At 56.2% G+C, this 20745-nt stretch carries 16 protein-coding genes; 5 read left to right on the forward strand and 11 right to left on the reverse strand.

Going from position 1 to position 20745, the window contains the following annotated elements:
* Positions 1 to 131: 131 nt before the first annotated feature.
* From kdsB to ACZYR5_RS23200, 8 genes are all read right to left on the reverse strand, one after another.
* Positions 132 to 1418: a 3-deoxy-manno-octulosonate cytidylyltransferase gene (kdsB, locus tag ACZYR5_RS23165; protein ID WP_489091724.1), complete on the reverse strand. Its 1287-nt coding sequence runs from the start codon at positions 1416 to 1418 to the stop codon at positions 132 to 134.
* A 31-nt stretch (positions 1419 to 1449) separates the two neighbouring features.
* Positions 1450 to 2292, reverse strand: a complete 843-nt coding sequence (gene kdsA / locus ACZYR5_RS23170; protein WP_489091723.1) for a 3-deoxy-8-phosphooctulonate synthase — start codon at positions 2290 to 2292, stop codon at positions 1450 to 1452.
* Positions 2293 to 2350: 58 nt separating this feature from the next.
* Positions 2351 to 3376 carry a hypothetical protein gene (locus ACZYR5_RS23175; protein ID WP_489091722.1) on the reverse strand — a complete coding sequence of 342 codons (1026 nt, stop codon included), beginning with the start codon at positions 3374 to 3376 and terminating at the stop codon, positions 2351 to 2353.
* Between the two features lie 191 nt (positions 3377 to 3567).
* Positions 3568 to 7053: a hypothetical protein gene (locus ACZYR5_RS23180; protein ID WP_489091721.1), complete on the reverse strand. Its 3486-nt coding sequence runs from the start codon at positions 7051 to 7053 to the stop codon at positions 3568 to 3570.
* A gap of 140 nt (positions 7054 to 7193) precedes the next feature.
* Positions 7194 to 8285, reverse strand: coding sequence for a polysaccharide biosynthesis/export family protein (locus ACZYR5_RS23185; RefSeq protein WP_489091720.1), 1092 nt, complete (start codon positions 8283 to 8285; stop codon positions 7194 to 7196).
* The gene (locus tag ACZYR5_RS23190) at positions 8278 to 9384 is read right to left on the reverse strand and encodes a KpsE/RkpR family capsule polysaccharide export protein (RefSeq protein ID WP_489091719.1); all 1107 of its coding nucleotides are present in this window, start codon (positions 9382 to 9384) and stop codon (positions 8278 to 8280) included. The genes ACZYR5_RS23185 and ACZYR5_RS23190 overlap by 8 nt, the downstream gene beginning before the upstream one ends.
* 51 nt (positions 9385 to 9435) lie before the next feature.
* Entirely contained in the window at positions 9436 to 10089 is a 654-nt protein-coding gene (locus tag ACZYR5_RS23195) for an ABC transporter ATP-binding protein (RefSeq protein ID WP_489091718.1), read from the reverse strand.
* Between the two features lie 12 nt (positions 10090 to 10101).
* Positions 10102 to 10893, reverse strand: coding sequence for an ABC transporter permease (locus ACZYR5_RS23200; RefSeq protein ID WP_489091717.1), 792 nt, complete (start codon positions 10891 to 10893; stop codon positions 10102 to 10104).
* An 875-nt stretch (positions 10894 to 11768) separates the two neighbouring features.
* Here ACZYR5_RS23200 and ACZYR5_RS23205 point away from each other — a divergent pair.
* Entirely contained in the window at positions 11769 to 12446 is a 678-nt protein-coding gene (locus ACZYR5_RS23205) for a ribonuclease T2 family protein (protein ID WP_489091716.1), read from the forward strand.
* Positions 12447 to 12465: 19 nt separating this feature from the next.
* On the opposite strand, the gene ACZYR5_RS23210 is transcribed toward ACZYR5_RS23205, so the two are convergent.
* The gene (locus ACZYR5_RS23210) at positions 12466 to 13101 is read right to left on the reverse strand and encodes an HAD family hydrolase (protein WP_489091715.1); all 636 of its coding nucleotides are present in this window, start codon (positions 13099 to 13101) and stop codon (positions 12466 to 12468) included.
* A gap of 145 nt (positions 13102 to 13246) precedes the next feature.
* Between ACZYR5_RS23210 and ACZYR5_RS23215 the strand changes: the two genes are divergently transcribed.
* Positions 13247 to 14815: a sensor domain-containing diguanylate cyclase gene (locus tag ACZYR5_RS23215; RefSeq protein ID WP_489091714.1), complete on the forward strand. Its 1569-nt coding sequence runs from the start codon at positions 13247 to 13249 to the stop codon at positions 14813 to 14815.
* A gap of 137 nt (positions 14816 to 14952) precedes the next feature.
* Positions 14953 to 16359 (forward strand): DUF1254 domain-containing protein, encoded by a 1407-nt coding sequence (locus ACZYR5_RS23220; protein ID WP_489091713.1) that lies wholly within the window; start codon positions 14953 to 14955, stop codon positions 16357 to 16359.
* Here the strand turns inward: ACZYR5_RS23220 and ACZYR5_RS23225 are convergent.
* Positions 16356 to 16952: a GNAT family N-acetyltransferase gene (locus ACZYR5_RS23225; RefSeq protein ID WP_489091712.1), complete on the reverse strand. Its 597-nt coding sequence runs from the start codon at positions 16950 to 16952 to the stop codon at positions 16356 to 16358. The genes ACZYR5_RS23220 and ACZYR5_RS23225 overlap by 4 nt on opposite strands.
* A 153-nt stretch (positions 16953 to 17105) precedes the next feature.
* On the opposite strand from ACZYR5_RS23225, the gene ACZYR5_RS23230 reads away from it, so the two are divergent.
* Complete coding sequence (locus tag ACZYR5_RS23230) at positions 17106 to 17936, forward strand: arylamine N-acetyltransferase family protein (protein WP_489091894.1); 831 nt, start codon at positions 17106 to 17108, stop codon at positions 17934 to 17936.
* A 311-nt stretch (positions 17937 to 18247) separates the two neighbouring features.
* Positions 18248 to 19774: a nucleobase:cation symporter-2 family protein gene (locus tag ACZYR5_RS23235; protein WP_489091711.1), complete on the forward strand. Its 1527-nt coding sequence runs from the start codon at positions 18248 to 18250 to the stop codon at positions 19772 to 19774.
* Between the two features lie 166 nt (positions 19775 to 19940).
* Here ACZYR5_RS23235 and ACZYR5_RS23240 read toward each other — a convergent pair whose 3' ends face one another.
* Positions 19941 to 20663 carry a pirin family protein gene (locus ACZYR5_RS23240; protein ID WP_489091710.1) on the reverse strand — a complete coding sequence of 241 codons (723 nt, stop codon included), beginning with the start codon at positions 20661 to 20663 and terminating at the stop codon, positions 19941 to 19943.
* Positions 20664 to 20745: the final 82 nt, after the last annotated feature.

Genomic DNA, 20745 nt, shown 5'->3' on the forward strand with positions numbered 1-20745 from the left:
TAAAGCTGCTTGCGGTGGTTGTGTCGTTATTGTCTAAACATTTTATGATCATAGCGCATGCGGCCGCCGATTTTTGTCATTCATGATGCATCAGCGCGGTTGCTGCGCTGATACACCACGAAAAGTGTGGGTCACTGCGCCATCTTCTCCATCACCTGCGCATAACCCGCCGCAGTCCCCAGCACCGCATCCTTGCCCTGGGCAAACAGAATCGCATCCGCCACTTCACGGAACGCGCCGGTGCCACCGGCTGCCGTCAGCGTGTGGGTCGCCGCTGCCTTCACGTACACCGGCGCATCTGCCACCGCAAACGACAGGGCGCACGCAGCAAAGGCCGGCAAGTCGATGCAGTCGTCGCCGATGCAGGCGGTTTGCGCCGCGCTGACCCCGGCTTCAGCCATCAATTGATTGCAGGCCGCCTGCTTGTCCTTGACGCCGAACTGGCACAGGGTGATCCCCAGGTCCGCCACGCGCTTGCGCAGGGTCGCCGAATCACGCCCGGACAGCACCGCCACGCGCACGCCATTTTCTTCCAGCAGGCGCATGCCCATGCCGTCGCGCACATGGAAGCGCTTCAGGCATTCGCCGGTGGCGTCGTAGTAAATGCCGCCATCGGTCAGCACGCCATCGACATCGGTGATCACCAGGCGCACGTCGTTCAGCGTCGGCTGCGGGGCAGGGGCCTGGCCGCTCATGATCGCCCGCACTTGCTCCAGGCATTCCGGGGTGTCGACACCCGGACCGGTCGGCTCCACCAGGTACGCACGAATGCAATAACCGGCGGCCATCAGGCGCAGTTGTTCAAGCTTCTCCGCATGCTCCAGCATCGGCTGCGGCAGGCCGCTGTAGTCGGCCAGCACGTCGCGCCGATAACCGTACACGCCCACGTGTTTCAAGTAGTGCGCGACTTCACCATCCCGCGGATAGGGAATCGGCGAACGGCTGAAATACAGGGCGTTGCCGTTGTTGGCCAGCACCACTTTCACGGTGTTCGGGTTGCCGGCTTCCTCGGCTTCGATCGGGTGGCACAGGGTGCCGACCTTGACCTGCGCGTCGGCGAGCATGCCCGCGGCGAGGGCTTCGATGTCCGCCGGGCGCACCAGCGGCTCGTCACCCTGGAGGTTGATGTAGATGTCTGCCTCGACCTGAGCCATGACTTCCGCCAGGCGATCGGTGCCGGACGGATGGTCCGGCGAGGTCATCACATACTGGCCGCCAAAGGCTTGCACGGCTTGCGCCACGCGCTCGTCGTCGGTGGCAATCACCACCACCTGCGCGTTGCTGACTTGCAGCGCACGTTCGTAAACGTGCTGCACCATCGGCTTGCCGGCGATATCCGCCAGTGGCTTGCCCGGCAGGCGGGTCGAACCGTAGCGGGCCGGAATGACAATCGCGACCCGTTGTTCTGTACTTGCCATGTTCAGAATCCTTGTTTCAACCAGCGCTGTTTCAGGCAATGTTCAGGGGGGCAAACGACTTGATCAGGTCATCCAGGGCCTTGATCTGTGCCAGGAACGGCTCCAGTTTGTCCAGCGGCAGGGCGCTCGGGCCGTCGCACTTGGCCTGGTCCGGGTTCGGGTGAGCTTCCAGGAACAGACCGGCCAGGCCAACGCCCATACCGGCACGCGCCAGGTCAACCACCTGGTCACGACGACCGCCGGACGCAGCGCCCGATGGATCACGCTGTTGCAGGGCGTGAGTCACGTCGAAAATGATCGGCAGGTTGTCGCAGGTTTTCTTCATCACGCCGAAACCGAGCATGTCCACCACCAGGTTGTCGTAACCCAGGCAGGTGCCACGGTCGCACAGGATCAGCTGATCGTTACCGGCTTCCTTGAACTTGTGCACGATGTTCTGCATCTGCGACGGGCTGAGGAACTGCGGCTTCTTGATGTTGATCGGCTTGCCGGTCTCGGCCAGGGCCGTCACCAGGTCAGTCTGGCGTGCGAGGAACGCAGGCAGTTGCAGCACGTCAGCCACTTCGGCCACTGGCGCGCACTGATAGATCTCGTGCACGTCGGTGATCACCGGCACGCCGAACTCAGCCTTCACTTTTTCGAAAATGCGCAGGCCTTCTTCCATGCCCGGGCCACGGTAGGAGTGGATCGAGGAACGGTTAGCCTTGTCGAAACTGGCCTTGAACACATAAGGAATGCCCAGCTTCTCGGTCACGCGCACGTACTCGGCGCAAGCGGTCAGGGCCAGGTCCAGGGACTCGAGAACGTTGATGCCGCCGAACAGGACGAAGGGGGCGGTGTTAGAACATTCGATGGTAGGGGTGATTTTGATCAATTTCTTGTCCTGTAATTTCGTTGAACTGTATTTTAAGTTGGTCTGAAAGACCGGGACCCTAAAACTTTCTAATCAGGTCAGATCGCGCGTGTTCGAAATATCTCTCTCCGTACTTGTTACGGAAATTTTGCTTGAACTCCGCCTTTAAAGAATCCGCACCGTGAATCTTAAAGTAGGCGCTAGCGGTGCGCAGAGAGTGAGGTGCGCTAAGCATCGCGCTTTCTAGGTATTCTATTTTTTCAGACTTTTCCTGTGCTAAAACAGAGCGCCAATATTGAATTAGCGCGAAATAGCTTCTGTCAGTCCTAGTCTTGTTTGCTAGATCGGTTAAGGTTTCTCGAACCTGGCCAAGCATAGCTTCGTTTTTCGTTCTGGCTTTGGAGAGCGCGTAGGCTCTCCATAAAGTCTTACATGTGAAAAGGGAACCAGTGATATGGCCGCGTTCAATAACTTTCGGAGAAATTGGGCGGCTATTCAATAGGGAGTTCAATATCCCGTCCATGCCCTCAGAAAGGAATATCGCTTCGATCGTGCCATGACCCTCATGCGCAAATGTTTGTAATGGAATGTTTGTAAGGCTTTTTAAAGTACAGAGTTGGTTTAAGTCACTCTCGCACTCTTCGCCGTAGAAGATATTAACGTTTTGGCATTCGCGGAGCTCGGCCCATAAGTCGCGTAAATCAGTTTTTGGGCCCTTGTAATAGTTGGAGCTAAACGAGTATTTCCCGAAAAGATCAATCTCCGGGCAAAATGCGAAAGATTGCTCAATTTCCAAGCCGGCAGTTAAGCCGATGAGCCCCGAGGCACCCATAGACGAGCCAAATGCATAAATTTTAGAGCCGGAAAATCTCGAATCTATAAGAGCTTTTAAAGAGCTTCTGGAGCTACTGATAGAGTCACCTAGACCTGGGACGCCCTGAATATACCAAGAGTTATTCGGGCAGTTTAGGTAGATTACATTAACATCCAAGTCTGATAATTGACGCTCAAAGCGAAACCTTCCTGGTAACGTGTGGATCGAACTGAAAACTATTATTGTTTTATTTGCGTTTTTATCTTGAACTTTTAAGTAGTCAGTATTCATGGCGTTGCCGGGCTTTCTTGAGGGTTTTTAACGTATCTTCATCGAACTGAAGCGTAATCGGAATAGTAGCTATACGATGTTAATTTATCGGTGTCAATTACGCAATGACAATTTTTTGACGATTGTTTCCCTGGAAATTTTCCTGGTGTAACGCAGGCCAATATATTGGCCTGCGTTTTGGTCATGAATAGTTACAAGTCTCCAGGTATCTCATATTTGTTTTCACCAAATACTATTCTAAGTATCGGGTGTTTCAATGTGAGTAGACGTAGTTTTAGTTTTTTATTTTCCGGCATAAGTGTCTTGGCCTTGGTTAGCACTTCAATGGCGGATTGTTTATCATTGGCAAGTAAAAAGGCCTCACTCGCCGCACGCAATAAGTTGGGTTTGGCGGGACTCGCTATAAATGCGTTATGAAACTCATTCGCGGCCTCTTTAAATTTTCGAGTGGCATATAACTTACGTGCTGATTTTTCTAGATCGATATACTGTTTGTGGATGTCTGTGCGCGCTTTTTTCTTGCTTTCCAGAACTGCACTATTTTTCTTTTCCAGTGCGGCATCTTGTTGGGCTTTCAAGGCGTTTTTGAGCGCTTGAGTGCCTTCCTTCCAGAGGACGGGAGTAACATCCATGCGGTTTTTTGGCGGCACGAAATACCGAAGTGGGCGACCTGCAAAATAGTTTTCAATGGTGATTCCAGAGAATACTTCGGCATCTCGCAACATCGGTGATTCAAGCATTGAAAACAGACGCTCACATGCATCGTCATACATCCAGAGTTGACTAGTCTGGATTGAGGCGAAGCATTTTTGAATCGTATCGAGCAGGTCCTGAGTATATTTCAGAGAGCCTTGATGAATGGATTGGTTAAAGGTGATTCGTGCGCGTTCGTGACCTTCCAGAAAGCTCGGAATTAGTTGGTTGTTTTCTTTGTGGAGTCGCAGGAATGTTCCTTTGTCATTCAAGAATAGCGATTCGATCACAAGCGCATAGCGGATGTACTTTTGTGCTCTGTCTGATGTGCTGATTCTATCTCGATAGAAGCCGCTACCCTTGTGATCACCTGTGGCGCTCGCGAGTGTCGCGTCGATCCCATCGTACGTACAGAAGTAATAGCCACGAGTAGAGGTGAGGCCGCGTGCTTTGGCAAGGCTGGCTTGGAGAGATCCGTTGTGACCAATATCGACTATGCCGATAGGGGCTTCAGATTGGATGAGGCCCGCCTCATCGAGGTACTCTGAGTAAAGGAGTCGCTCTTCTGCCGCATTTTCCAGAATCCTGGTAATCAAAGACTCTGACTTCAGCCAACTGTCAAGCAGGGCCGGAGCTGCTTCATTTCCTGCAGAAAGGATCAAGTCGTTGAGATCTTTGATCCCCAGTTGAGCCAATAGGTCGTTTGATAGACCAAATCGTAGAGACAGATACTGAACGAGATCGGACCTATTAGGATTTTTCGTATACTCAGAAACTACTTGTTCAATTTCAGCAAGCACGTCCTGATCGGAACGCAGTGAGACTACTCGAGTAGAGCGGCGTGAAGCGAGAAGGTACTGTGTTCTGATTGTATTGCCAGGAATGCGGCTTAAAAGTTCGTCGGCGACTTTTTTGACAATTTCACCATCGCGGGCCAAGAAAAATAGCGTTCTTACGCCGTCAATTTTTGCTTTTTCAATTATCCAGGAGGCGAAAGCAAGCATCATATCGCCGACGATGCTGTATCCCAAATTATACGACTTACCACTCGTATAACCTGCACCATTGGTAATAGAAGGGTAGCCGGTAATATTCCGTTGGATTAGACCATTTTTAATTGCCCCGTAAGGGCCCTTTGATCTTACAAATTGGGGGGTGCTACCTTTGAATTGGTCGTGATTTGAGATCACCCAGCTGGAGTTTATTTGATTTGCATTTGCGTTGGTGATGTCAGCTTTGTAGTTGTCGCCCACGTGCAGCAGTTTGTCGGTCTCTTTTTCTAGAAGGACCTTGTATAGACCGCCAGCTTCTTTAGTTTGGTCGTATGTGCTGGAGGCATAGAACTCATCGGGGAAGATCTCAGCGTCAGCCAGGAACTCGCGAATCTGTTCTTCGGTAAAGTAAGTGTCAGATGTGATGACGACACGTTTTCCTCTCGACTGCGCATACTCTAGAGCCAGTTTTCCTACGGTGCGAGCTTCAAGCAGACCTTTTTCGATCTCCACTTCGAAGCTATACAGTTGAGACGCTACCGCTGGTTCAAGCTTCAGAATTTTACCGATGATTTCGTACCGCTCAGTAAGTGGTACTTCATGCTTGGTCGAATGCTTTTTGGCTTCTCTACGCGCACTTACGAAGTCTTCTGCGATTATACCTAATTCAAGTTGGGCTCTGTGAGCTGTTAAGGTGATTACGTCGCCCGGCACCCAGACCTTTCTTTGCAAAAGAGTGTCAAATACGTCAAAAGAGATAGTTTCATGTTGATCGATCAGTCGCTCCAGTTTTTTCAGTGATGGAGGGTTCGCCTGAAGTCTCTCTGAGGTGAATTTTACCGCTTTTGCTGCCGGTTTTTCTTGGCGTTTGATGTTTTTTGATTTTGTAGCATCTACGAAGGATGCGTGATTTTTATCAAATACATGAGTATTGTAATATAGAGCCAGCATATCTCTATAGTTGGATGTGGCGCTCAAGAAGTCGTACTGACGCGCGCTCGGTTCAACCGGTAGCACAGTTTGAAGAATGGTCTGCCAAAAATTTGGCGAATGAAGCTTGGAGAAAATGGAAAAATAGCCTGATGTCGTCTCTTGATCGTAAATCTCTAATACGGGTCGATATAGATAGCTGAAATCTTTTCCAAAAAACTTGGATTCATACATGAGTGACGAAGATACGCCGGTCACGTGTTCAATTGACTCAGTACACAGAAGTTTGTAGCCAGGTTCCGTGGTCAGACTGGTATTTTCATGCGATAGAACAAAGTCAATTTGTGCAGCGTCATCACCCTTGATCATTGGGTGGCGAGAAAAATATACGTGGCTAAACTTTTTCGTGAGCTCAGTGAACTCCGTTTTGAAGTTCAATACGTTTAGCATCGTGCCGTCGCGACAAACGGCTTTGTCAGTTAGCGTCTGGCCAACGAAAAGGGCAGAGTTCGCCTTGAGTGCGTTATCTAGCCCATTTTTATATTTGTCCCAGCCCATATAAGACTGGATTTTCAGCTTGTCTGCATATAGCGTATAAATATCGTCTTTCAGGTGAAATTGTTCTAATGCTTCATTAATGCTTTCTATGTTTGATCTAAATGCGAAGAAATTGTCGTCGAGAAAGCGGATGGGGTGCAGCCATATGTCGATGTAGGCGATGTCTGCCTTCGACAGAATGCTTCTCGTCTCCTCTGAGAGCTCATATCCAACAAGCAGAGCTCCTTCAAGAGGCGACTTGATCAGTTGAAGAGACTTTTCAGATATCGAACTCTCATTGAAGTGAAAGTGAGACACAGTTTCATTAAGGATTATTCCGCTGTGAGCGAAAAAATCACGGCGGCTAAAAGTGTCGCTCTGGTCGCTTAGAAAGTCTGTCGGTGTTACTTTCAATGCACGCTTTAAAGAAGTATTGAGAATTGTTGAGAGCCAGCGCAAGTGATAGCGCTGGGTTTCAGGGCGAGTCATTAAGAAGTCACAGCACAAAAAGATCTTGGAAAGCATTTTCTGTCTCACTGATTTTAGCTTCAGCATTTACGTGCCGGCGCGTATTGTTTGATCCATAAACAGCAGGAAGACCTGCAATTAAGTGCGCATGAAGAAAAATTGTTTTTGTGTTTTCTGTGCACTCTTAGTTCGCGTGATTATTTGTAAGCACCTGTCGCGCGTCCCAGCAACATGGTCTGTACCACTGGCGAAATAACTTTTTGCCACTCGTAGATCGCTGCGTTGGTTACGTAAATGGTGTCGTCGGGCTTGATGATGATCTGGCGAGCGTAGAAAACGGCTGCCGGATCACGCATGTCCAGACGTAGGACCGTAGGTTTCGAATTGGTTCCTTCCCCCATTCGAAATACGAACACACCCTCCGGGTTGGCATTGGCTTCACGCAGGCCGCCGACACTGCCCAGTGCATCCAGCAAACTGGTGTTCTGCGCTGGCAGATCCTTCAGGCCGGGTTCGCCTACGGCGCCCATGGCAACGAAGCGCTGGCGAGCGCGGTCCAGGACGACTTCCGAGTTCGGGCGCAGCACCATGTTGTTGCCGGCCAACACGTCTTCGTAGTTGAACTGTTGCACCTGGCTGCCGGTACGCACCGTGACATTGACCAAGTGTGGCTCCATGACCGGACCACCGGCCTGGTTGACGGCGTCCAGCAGGGTTAGTGGACCCTGCAGGGTGCTGAAACGGCCAGGAGACTTCACTGCGCCAGCTACCAGCACTGAGCCGGACAGATCTCCTACCAGTTCAACGTGAGTCTGCACGTCGGTTGTGACACCTTTGAGCTGCTTGCGGATCATGTTCTCAACTTCGTTGAGGGTCATGCCCGCCACGAACTGACGACCGACGTAGGGCAGGGAAATCATGCCTTGATCGTCGATGCGGGTTTTCAGTTGGGTGCCGCCGCTGGAGAGCGGGGCGAACAGCGCCGAACCTTCCGGGGCGTTGTCGGTGATCAGCACATCGAGGATGTCGCCGGCCATCAGGCGCGCGGAAGGCGCGACTGGCTTGGCAATCGAGGCTTGCACCGGGCGCACGGCGCCGCGCATGTAGGGGCCGATGGTGTTGGCGTTGATCTCGACCAGATTGTAGGTCTCGTTCTTGCTCTCGATATCATCTTTGTACGGGCCTGCGCCCGACAGCGTGCCGCCACAACCGCTGAGGCTCAGGCCGGCCAAGGCCAGCGCTGCCAGTTTCAGTTTGAATTTTGCTGGAGCTGTAAGGGATTTAATCACGATGATCCTCGATCGAAGCCAGGATGAAGCGGGTGATGCCGTACAGCATGAGCAGGCCAAGCAAGATCGTTGCCAGGTTGTACAGGCGCTCTGGGTACAGGGCGAGTTGCGGGCTGTTCGGGCTGACTACGGTGACCAGGGTGCGAATCTTTTTGCTGGCTTCGATACGGGCGTTGTCGAGGGCAGCAACGGCGGTCTTGTAGCTTTCTTCGGCGATACCGGCATCCAGCGTCAGTTGCTGGAAGCGCGAGGCGACGACGTTAAGCTGCGAGCCATTTGGCGAGGAAACCAGCAGGCGCTTTTCCTTGGCCAGTTGCTGGGTGATGGCGTTGACCTTCTGCTTTTGCTGTTTTACCTGCGGCGAGTCGGCGCGCAACTTGAATAGCATTTCAGTGAGGATTGCCTGTTCCTTGGTGTACTGGCCTTCCAGGTCGGCAATGATCGTTGCACGGCTTTGTGCGGTGTTGGCACCGTCCAGTACCTTGTTGTCATTCTGGAAGTCCAGCAACTCGGTCTTGCGTTCGGCGTAGTTGACGCGCGCGGTTTCCAGTTCGCTCTTGGCGAAGGCCATCTGTTCGCGGGCGATGCTGTGGCTGACTTCGTTGACGAAGTGCTCACTGGCCTCAAGGATGGTGCGCAACATCTTTTCCGACAGTTCCGGGGTGAACGCCTGGACTTCGACGCGCAGCAGGCCGGTGGTTTCGTCGTAGTGGGCAGAAACCATGCGCTGGTAGTACTTGAGCAGGTCTTCGCGCTCGGCGTCCTTGTCCAGCCAGAAGAAAATATCGTTGCGCTGGGCGGCGTATTGCTCGATCCAGTGCAGGCGTTCTTCCAGCAGCAGCATCATGTCCATGGACACGATGTATTCGCGCAGGTAGAGGGTTTCTTCGCGGGAGGCGGGATTGGTGCCAGTGAGCAACGTCGCTAGGCCTGGTACTGACGCCGCCTGATTGCCACCGTCCTGGCGCACAACTACTTGTGCCGAACTGACATAGCGGTCAATGGCGAATGCACCGTAGTAAATGGCTGCAAGCACCAGCGGTATTACGACCATGCTGATTGCCAGGCGCCAGCCTTTGAGTTTACCCGTACTGCTCATATGTGATGCATCCTTGAAGTGGAACGGTGCTGCGATATAAGGGGTTTGTAATCAGGTGTTGTAGGCTTTTATGCCTTCAGCGACGTCCTCGTAGATCTGTATGCCTCCATCTCGAACCAGCAGGACGATGTCGCAGATTTTTTCTACTTCGGACATGGCGTGGGTCACAAGCACGACGTTCGATTGCAGAAGCTTCTCTTGGAATACTTCTGCGCACTTGCGCTTGAACTGAGCATCGCCGACCGACATGACTTCATCTATCAAGTAGTAATCGAAATCAAAAGCCATGCTCAATCCAAAGGCTACGCGTGAACGCATACCAGACGAATAGGTCTTGATGGGCTCGTCGATCCAGTCGCCGATTTCAGCGAACTCTTGGACGTAACGAATTTTTTCGCGCATGGCTTCGCCCTCGGCACCATAGACCCGGCAAACAAACTTGATATTGTCCCGGCCGGTCATGCTGCCCTGGAAACCACCCGCCAACCCCACGGGCCAGGAGATACTCTTGTCCGTGATGATGGAGCCAGAGTCAGGAATATCAGCGCCGCCCAACAGGCGCATCAACGTCGACTTGCCAGCGCCGTTGCGGCCGATCAAGCCAATGTTTTTTCCTGGTGGAATCGACAGCGATAGGTTACGGAATACATGCCGACGACCTTTGGGGGTCAGGTAGGACTTGGTGACGTTTTTAAGCTCGAACACGTTGGCCTGTACTCATCCGTTCTTGGTGGAAATCAGGTGCAGTCGGCGGGCGCGGTAGCTGCCCAATGCTACAAATAGCAGGATTACCGTGACCGAAATTACATACAGCTCAGACACGCCATCCACGGGTGTGTAGTGGGGGAGGACTTCGGCGCGAATCAGTTCGACAAGGTGCAAAAAGGGATTAAGGAGCAGCAGAGGCATCATGGCTTGTGGAAGATACGCAGCAGGAACCAGGACACCGGAAATGAAATAAAGAGGGAAGAACGCCATGCGGATCACTGGCTTGATGCTTGGTAGGGCGTGAGTGACTAGGGCCAGAACCATGCCAAGGCTAAAGGCAAACAACAGACCCAGGGCCAGGGTCCCTAGCCATTGCAGAGGGTTGCTCACCGACATGTCGAAGCCAAACCAAGCGAAACCGAAGACAAGAATCGAGTAAACAGAAGCGCTGATACAGGTTTCCACCAGCACTCGAGCGACGTAGGTATCCAGTGGTTTGATCTGTTTGTAGGCGAACAGCGAACGGTTTTCTCGCAGACTGTCCATCAAGCGCAGCGCAGTGTTGCGATATAGAAGAAAGGGGGCCATGCCCACGAGAACAAACACCGGGTATTCAACACCGGCCACAGTTCGCCCTCTTATCAATGAGAACAACAGGCTGAAGATCAACAGATGGCAGATCGGCTCAATCAACGTCCAAACCGCCCCCATGCGACGGTCACCAAACCGCGCACGCGCCTCGCGCAGGACCAGGGCAAAGATGACCGATTTTTGAATCTGGAAGGAGGAGCGAGGTTTCACGATTTTTACCGCACAGCAAAGCGGCGTGCCTGGGCACGCCGGTGAATTCGTTTCAGGAATGGCCCGCATCCGCGCGGTGACTTGGGGATTCGGGCGGCTTCCGTGCTCAAGGGGCGGGAGATTAATCGCTGGGTGGTATTAGCGTCAAGTGAGAATCTTTCCCTATATCCTACACTTCGCTGGTAATTGCCTACACATGTATCCTGCGTCAGCGACAGGCATTTCCTACATTGAGTGACACTGCATCGCATAAATGACAGGCTTCAATCTGCATGGTCATTGATGGCGTATTGGCATCGCGATGATGCACAGCATTGGAAGTTGTACTTGGTAGGAAAGTTGTACAGAAAATGCCTGTCTTTATATTAATCAGGCAATTAGATGTTTCCATCGGCTTTGGTGGACTGCATACGCGTTTGGCGGTATGGATAACGGCCCGGGATGCCCGGCCTAGAGACCTTTTCGCCGCCTGAGGCCTTGCGGTTGAGCGAGCTTGGTGACGACGATTGAGCCGCGGTACTCGACGGCTCGGTGCGCTGACGAGTTTGACCTTAAGGTCAATTATTCATCCCGTGGATCCCTCACTGTCGCTGGATTTCTTCTTATAAATAGTCGCCATTCGTCGGAAGTCTCCAGAGAGTAGAAGTATTGGAAGAGTTTTCGCTAATGGGACGGAAGTTCCGGTTCTGCTCCGGCGCTAATCATTGCATTTATTACCCTGCCAGCAAAACGCGGTGGGGTGGTTGGTAATAGCGCGAAGTTATGCGCTGACAGTATCGGGAAGATCGATGCCGAGTGCAGATTGACGTTGCAAACTGCCCCGCGAATTTCAGTCACAATACCCCCCCTCAGAAACTCCGCTTCCAGGCCCATCAATGAAAAAACTCCCCCTCCTGGCCCTCATCGCCGCACTCGCCGCCGCCAGCCTCTACCTCAACAAATCACCCCAGCCCCCCCGACCCGACAGCAAGCCCCAAGCCCAATCCCAACCCACCCCCGGTCAATTCGACTACTACCTCCTGGCCCTCTCCTGGTCGCCCACCTTCTGCCTGACCCGCCCGGAAAACGCCCAGTGCTCGGGCAAGGGCTACGGCTTTGTGCTGCATGGCCTGTGGCCGCAGTACGCCAAGGGCGGCTGGCCGCAGTCGTGTGATGGGCAGGCGAAGCTGTCGCAGGCTGAGCGGGCGCGGGGGATGGAGGTGTTTGTGACGCCGGCGTTGCTCAAGCATGAGTGGGCCAAGCACGGTACGTGCAGTGGGTTGGGGGCGATGGGGTATCTGGCGGCGGCGGATCGGGCGTTGGCGGCGGTGAAGATTCCCGAGCCGTCGCAACCGTTGGGCAAGGATGTGTACTACTCGGCGCAGGATATCGCGCAGATGTTTCGGCGCAGCAATCCGGGGATTCCCGGTGATGGCCTGGCGGTGATTTGTCGTGGGCCGGAGTTGTCCGAGGTGCGGGTGTGCCTGGGCAAGGATTTGTCGTTCCAGGCGTGCGGCAAAGGCGTGAAGAACCAGTGCCGCTCGGGGGATATTCGGGTGCCGCCGGTGCGCTGAGGCGCCCGGTGGGGGTGGGTCAAACAACCTGCGAAGGGCTGAGGGGTAGGCCGAAGGCGATCAATTCCTTGCGCAGTTGCTCGGCGGTGGTGAAATGCAGGGCATTGAAACCTTCGCCGCGGGCGCCTGCAATGTTCGGGGCGTGGTCGTCGATGAATACGGCGTGTTGGCCTTCGAACTGGTAGCGCGACTTCAACAGTTGAAAGATTTCCGGCGCCGGTTTGATGATGCCCTCGGCGCCCGAGACCAGGATGCCGTCGAATTTGCCCAGGAAGGCGAAGCGCTCCAGGGCGATGGGGAAGGTTTCGGCGGACCAGTTGGTCAGGGCCAGCAGGCGAATGCCTTTGGCGTGCAGTTCTTCGAGGATCAGTACGCTGTCTTCGAGGGCGCCGCCGAGCATTTCTTCCCAGCGTTCGCGGTAGGCGCGAATCAAGGGCGCGTGGTGCGGGTGGCGGGCGATGGCTTCGGCTATGGCTTCTTGCCAGGGGCGACCGGCGTCCTGGCGTTCGTTCCACTCGGTGCTGCACACCTCGGACAGAAAAGTCTCCATGCCCTGTACGTCGTCGCCAAACAGCTTGCGGTACAGGTTGCGTGGGTTCCAGCGAATCAGCACGTTGCCGAGGTCGAAGACCACGGTGTCGATGGATGGATTCATGGTGTTCCTCCTTGAAATTTTTCTTGAGCTTGCAGGCTAGCAGAGAGCCGGGCGGCGGTTTGCTCCGGGTCGTGGCCCTGGGCTAAGCTCTGCGCGCCAAGGAATTGCGGCCTCTGTTCGCGCATTACCGTTCAAGGATGATGTATTGCCTACCCCCGTGCACGACCCTTATCACACTCTCGGTGGCCCATTGAAACGTTTGCCCCTGCGCAAGGCGGCGGTGGCGTTTATCGCGGCGGTCTGCCTGTGCCTGTGTGGCTTGCTGTACCTGCAGCTGGAGCAGTCTCGGGAGCATGATCTGGCGCTGGCGCAGAAGAGTTCGTCAAACCTGACGCAAGCGATGGCGCAGCAGGCTGAGGATACTTTCAGGGCGGCCGACCTGGTGGTGACCAGTCTGGTCGACTGGATTCAGGCCGAGGGCTTCGAGGCGGCGCGCAATCCGCGCCTGCAGCCGACCTTTGCGCGTCGGGTGCAGGCTCTTGAGCCGTTGCACGGGTTGTTTCTGATCGATCGCGACGGGCGTTGGCTGTTGAGCTCATTTGCCGATCTGGCGCCAGGTGCCTCATACAGTGATCGTGAGTATTTCCAGTTTCATCAGCGCAACGCCTCCCTGCAAGCGCATATCGGCCCGGCCATTCGCAGTCGGCAGAGCGGCGAGTGGATCATTCCGTTGTCGCGGCGGATCAATGATCGCCAGGGGCAGTTCCAGGGGGTGCTGGTGGCTGGCATTCGCATGGCTTACTTCGACCGCTTTTTCAAAAGTTTCAGTCTGGATGACCACGCGCTGATGTTTCTGGCGTTAACGGACGGTACGTTGTTGGCCCGGCGTCCCCATGTAGAGCAACTGATCGGCACCTCATTGGCACGCCGGGCGATATTCAGCGACTACTTGCCGGATGCGCCTTCGGGCAGTGCGATGATTCGTTCGACGTTGGACGGCAAACAGCGTTTGTTCAGTTACCAGCAGTTGTCGGCTTACCCCTTGGTCGTCGCTGCGGCGATCCCCGAAGAGGTGGTGTTGCGTGGCTGGTACGCCAATGCGGTGCAGTCCAGCGTGATTGTGGCGCTGGTGGTGCTCGGGATCAGTCTGTTTGGCTGGGTGTTCGTGTTGCAGGTGCGCAATGGTGAGCGCATCGAAGCCGACCTGCGTGCCGCCCAGGAGCGCCTTGAAGTGATTGCCACCCACGACAGCCTGACCGGCCTGGCCAATCGGCGGTTGTTCGAGCGGGTGCTGGACACCGAGTTTGCCCGGGGCCTGCGCCAGCAAAGCTGGTTGAGCCTGATTCTGCTGGATGTCGATTACTTCAAGCGCTACAACGATACCTATGGTCACGTTGCCGGGGATCAGTGCCTGGCCCGGGTCGCCAGCCTGGTCAGGAGTTGCTGCCAGCGCAAGACCGACCTGGTGGTGCGCTACGGCGGCGAAGAGTTTGCGGTGTTGTTGGCCGATACCGATGAGCGTGCGGCCTTTACGGTGGCCGAACAGATCCGCCGTTGCGTCGAGAATGCCCGGATTGTGCACAGTGCGGCGCCGTCGGGATACCTGACGGTCAGTCTCGGCTGTCATACGTTTGTACCGACGGCGCAGGACAGTATCGAGTTACTTATCGAGCGAGCAGATGCCGCGTTGTATCAGGCGAAACACCTTGGCCGAAACTGCACGCAAGTAACCAGTGCCGAGGGCAAGTTACCGGAGCAAGTGTCCACCCGTTGAATAAAGACCGAGTGCAAGAATCAGCTATTCAGGCCGGCTGTCTTGCGTTCGAGCTGTTATCGCCAACTCGTCTAGAGTTCAATTGCCTGCGCAGTAACTGGCCAACTATTTCCCCCACCCTTCGGACGATCACGCACATGTTGATACCCAAAGCATTCAAGGCCTCGGCGCTGATGGTCGCGGCTGCATCGTTGTCGCCGCTGACCAGTTACGCCGACTCGACATTGACGGCGCAGGAAGCTCACGCCATTGGTATCGATGCCTATGTGTACTTCTATCCGCTGTTGACGATGGACGTCACGCGCAAGCAGTTCACCAACATCGAACCCGGCAAAGAGTTTGGCAAGGGGCCGATGAACATGTTTGTCAGTGTGCCGGAGTATCCGCCGGCCAACTTCAAGGGCGTCGTGCGTTCCAACTTTGACACCCTGTATTCGATTGCCTGGCTCGACCTGAGCAAGGAGCCGCTGGTGGTGTCCGCGCCGGCCACCAACGGGCGCTTCTATCTGTTGCCGATGCTCGACATGTGGACGGATGTCTTCGCCTCGCCTGGCTGGCGCACCACGGGCACGGAGGCCGGGCAGTTCCTGGTGACGCCGCCGGGCTGGCAGGGCAGTGTGCCGGCTGGCATGACCCAGTTGCCGGCGCCGACCCCCTATGTGTGGGTGATCGGCCGGACCAAGACTGACGGTGCGGCGGATTATCCGGCGGTGCACAAGATCCAGGCCGGTTATACCGTGACCCCGCTGTCGCAGCTGGGCAAGCCGGCGGTGCCGGTCAGCGTCAAGGTCGATCCGGCGATCGACATGAAAACCCCGCCGAAGATTCAGGTCGATTCGATGTCGGCGGCCAATTACTTTGCCTACGCGGCGGAGTTGCTCAAGCTGCACCCGCCCCACAGCACCGACCAGCCAATCGTTGCGCAGATGAAACGCATCGGCATCGAGCCGGGCAAGTCGTTCAAGCTCGACGCGCTCGATCCGACGATCCAGCAGGCGTTGCAAACCGCTCCGGCCGAAGCCCAGGCCCTGATGACGTGGAAGGTGCAGACCCTGGCGCGGGTGGTCAATGGCTGGTCGATGAACACCGACACCATGGGTGTCTACGGCAACTATTACCTCAAGCGCGCGATGGTCGCGCAACTGGGGCTGGGGGCCAACCTGCCGGAGGATGCGATCTATCCGTTGAACCTGGGCGATGACAAGGGTCAGCCGCTGGATGGCGCCAATCAGTACGTGCTGCATTTCGACAAGGATTCGGTGCCGCCGGTCAACGCCTTCTGGTCCATCACCCTGTACGACGCCGAGGGTTTCCAGGTGGGCAATGAGCTCAACCGCTTTGCGGTGAGCAGCTGGATGCCGTTCAAGACCAATGCCGATGGTTCGCTGGATCTGTACTTCCAGCACCAGAACCCCGGCAAGGAGCGCGAGGCCAACTGGCTGCCGGCGCCGGCCGGGGCGTTCAACCTGACCATGCGCCTGTACGGGCCCAAGCCTGAAGCCTTGAACGGCAAGTGGAACCCGCCTGCGGTCAAGCGCAGCTAATCAGCAGTCGGGCCGCCGTGGGTGAGCGACAGTTTGCTTTGCAGTCCCTCACGCACCTGCGGCCATTCTTCTTCGATGATGCTGAAGCGCACTGAATTGCGTTTGCGCCCGTCGGGCATGATCCGTTCATTGCGTACGATGCCTTCCTGCTGCGCGCCAAGTCGCAGAATCGCCGCACGGGACTTGAGGTTGATTTCGTCGGTAGTGAATTGCACACGCACGCAGCCGAGTTGTTCAAAGGCGTGGCGCAACATCAGGTACTTGGCCTCGGTGTTGACGAAGCTGCGCTGATGGCGGGTGGCGATCCAGCTGCTGCCGATTTCCAGCTTGCGGTTGACCGGGTCGACCTTCCAGAAGCGCGTTGAGCCAATGATCTCGGCGGTTTCGTTGAGCACGATGACGTAGGGCAAGACGCTGCCGGCGTCGCGGCCGACCAGGGCTTTTTGCAGGTAGCTGTCAACGGTGCTGCTGGACGGCACCACGGTAAAGGGCAGGTTCCACAGTTCGCCGTCGCTGGCCGCCCGCACCAGGGCGTCAGCATCGCTGGCCTGGAGTGGACGCAGGGTGATTCGCGGGCCGTGCAGTGTGTCCATGATCGATAAGGGCTCGTGGCGAGAACTGGTTTGCCATTACTGGCAGCCGGCGACCCGCTTGGCAAGGGCTGCAGCGCGGCGATGAGCGAAATCTATTATCGGCCGGGCGCGGCAATGCTCTATAACCTCGTGATCATGCACAAGGAATCGCTCATGTTCACGCCAGCGCTCAACGACCTCGACCTGTATCTGCACCGCCTGGGCTATAACAGTGCACCCGCGCCCACTCTTGAGACATTGCAGCAACTGCAATTGCGCCATACCAGCACCTTTGTCTTCGAAAACCTGTCGCCCTTGGCGGGCCTGCCGGTGCGCCTGGACCTGGAGTCGATCCAGGGCAAATTGCTGCACGAAGGGCGGGGCGGATACTGCTATGAGCTGAATAATCTGTTCATGACCCTGCTGCAGCACCTGGGTTACGAGGTGCGCGGGATTACCGGGCGGGTGGTGATGAATGCGCCTGCGGACGCCTGGGTGGCGCGCACCCATCGCTTGACCCTGCTGACCTTGCAGGGCGTGCGCTACATCACCGATGTCGGCTTCGGCGGCATGGTGCCCACCGCGCCGCTGCTGCTCGACACCGAGGCGGTGCAGGCCACGCCCCATGAGCCTTACCGTATTACCCGCGAGGGTGACAGCTACACCTTGCGCGCGCTGGTGGGGGATGCCTGGTGGGCAATGTATGTGTTCGACCTGCAGCGCCAGGGCGATATCGATTACGAGATCGGCAACTGGTATGTCTCGACCCACCCCGAATCGCCGTTCCTGCAGCGCCTGATGGTGGCGCGGACCGAGGGGCCGACGCGGCGCACCTTGAACAACGGCAGCTTCGCCGTGCATCGCGTGGGGGCGCCCAGTGAGCGCCGGGAGATCACCGATCCTGGCGAGTTGGTCAGGATTTTGCATTGTGAGTTCGGCCTGCAGGTGCCCAAGCTTCCGGCTCTGGAGACGAGGCTGACGGAATTACTTGCCGCCACCCTGTAGGAGCGAGCCTGCTCGCGAAGAGCGTCAACGATAACGCGAGCATCCTGAATGTACGCGGCGTTCTCAGGTTTTTCGCGAGCAGGCTCGCTCCTACAGTGGGCGTGATTTTTTTCGGGATAAAAGCTGATCAATCGATCAGCTTTTTTTCGACGGGCGGTCACGGCCGCAAGTCCCGTCCCAGAGGGCTCTGCAGGGGTGAATATGAACGAGTGTCCATTATGTGACTGGCAAGTTGTATACAACTCTATGGACATTTGTCTTGTGTGTTGAATACAGTGTGCGCATAACAAAAACCCAGGGAACCCCCCACGATGAAAACGCCCTCTGTTTCACACCAGCGGCCCGAGGATGAAAACCTCGGGATCGGCGCGAATATGGCTTATGGCCTGCAACACGTTCTGACCATGTATGGCGGTATCGTTGCGGTACCACTGATCATCGGCCAGGCGGCCGGGCTTTCTCCGGCGGACATTGGTCTGCTGATCGCGGCATCGTTGTTTGCAGGGGGGCTGGCAACGCTGCTGCAAACCCTGGGTTTACCGTTCTTTGGTTGTCAGTTGCCGCTGGTGCAGGGCGTTTCGTTTTCGGGCGTGGCAACCATGGTGGCGATTGTCAGCAGCGGCGGGGAGGGTGGCTTCCAGTCGATCCTCGGCGCGGTGATTGCCGCCTCGCTGATCGGGCTGTTGATTACCCCGGTGTTCTCGCGAATCACCAAGTTCTTCCCACCCCTGGTCACCGGCATCGTCATCACCACCATCGGCCTGACGCTGATGCCGGTGGCGGCGCGCTGGGCCATGGGCGGTAACAGCCACGCGGAAAGCTTCGGCAGCATGGCCAACATCGGCCTGGCCGCCGTGACCCTGGTACTGGTGCTGCTGCTGAGCAAGATCGGCAGCGCGACCATCTCGCGGCTGTCGATCCTGCTGGCGATGGTCGTCGGCACCCTGATCGCCGTGTTCCTCGGCATGGCGGACTTCTCCAACGTCAGCGAAGGGCCGATGTTCGGCTTCCCGACGCCGTTCCACTTCGGCATGCCGACCTTCCATTTCGCCGCCATCCTGTCGATGTGCATCGTGGTCATGGTGACTCTGGTGGAAACCTCGGCGGATATCCTCGCGGTCGGTGAAATCATCGACACCAAGGTCGACTCCAAGCGCCTGGGCAATGGCCTGCGTGCCGACATGCTGTCGAGCATGATCGCGCCGATCTTCGGTTCCTTCACCCAGAGCGCTTTCGCCCAGAACGTGGGCCTGGTGGCGGTAACCGGAATCAAGAGCCGCTATGTGGTAGCGACTGGCGGGCTGTTCCTGGTGATCCTCGGCCTGCTGCCCTTCATGGGTCGAGTGATTGCCGCCGTGCCGACCTCGGTACTGGGTGGCGCCGGCATCGTGCTGTTCGGCACCGTGGCGGCCAGCGGCATTCGTACGCTGTCCAAGGTCGACTACCGCAACAACGTCAACCTGATTATCGTCGCTACTTCGATCGGCTTCGGCATGATCCCGATCGCGGCGCCGAACTTCTACGACCACTTCCCAAGCTGGTTCGCCACCATCTTCCACTCGGGCATCAGCTCGTCGGCGATCATGGCCATTGTGCTCAACCTGACCTTCAACCACTTCACCGCCGGCAACTCGGACCAGCAGTCGGTATTTGCCGCCGGCACCGAGCGCACCTTGCGCTTCCAGGACCTGGCCGCGCTGCGTGAAGGCGATTACTTCAGCGATGGCAAGTTGCATGACTGCGACGGCAAAGAGGTGCCGGTGCTGGCGGAGGATGATCATGGCCATGGCGCGCCGGAGCATCGGCCGGTGCAGATAAAGAGTAGTGAACACGTCTGATTGGCGTCGTTGAAAAGAGGCCGGCCTGATAACCAAACAGGCTGGCCTTTTTTTTTGCGCCTACCAACAAGAGCCTGCTCGCCGAGCAAACCCGTGGCTGAAGGATGCGTTTTCTCACACCCATGGGTGATGCCCGGAGGCGTTGAGGCCCCCAGGCTTTTCACGGTCACGGCATTTCCGGTAATTCTTGAGGCCGCAGGTCGAACACCAGCACTTCGGCATCGACACCCTTGGTCAGGGTCAGCGCCTGTTCATCCCTGACCCGCACGCCGTCGCCTTCCTGCAACAACAGTCCATTGAGCTCGACGCTGCCCCGGGCCACATGCACATAGGCGTAGCGGTTGGCGTCCAGCGCCAGAGTAGCGGTTTCATTGCCGTCGATCAGGCCGGCATACACCCGGGTATCCTGACGCACCCGCAGCGAACCGTTGGCCCCATCGGGGGCGATGATCAGTTGCAGGCGACCGCGTTTCTTCTGCGTGCTGAAATGCTCTTGCTGATAACGCGGTTTGGCACCGCTGATGTCCGGCACGATCCAGATTTGCAGGAAGTGCACCGGCCGGGTCGCCGAGTGATTGTATTCACTGTGGGCCACGCCGCTGCCGGCGCTCATCAATTGCACATCGCCGGGGCGGATCACCGAACCGGTGCCCAGGGTGTCCTTGTGTTCCAGGGCACCTTCGAGCACATAGGAGAAAATCTCCATGTCGCGGTGCGGGTGTTGGCCAAAGCCTTTGCCGGCTGCCACGCGGTCATCGTTGATCACCAGCAGGTCGGAAAAACCCTGCTCCCTGGGATTGCGGTAGTTGGCGAAGGAGAAGGTGTGGAACGACTTCAGCCAGCCATGGTTGGCCATGCCGCGATTAGAAGCTTTGCGAAGGGTCAGCATGATGAATTCTCCTCTGGGGACGTTGATTCGTCCGAGTGAGAAGAAGGTTAATGTTTATCTTTTGGTGCAATAAGTAGATGAA

Source organism: Pseudomonas sp. F007, assembly GCF_057814275.1.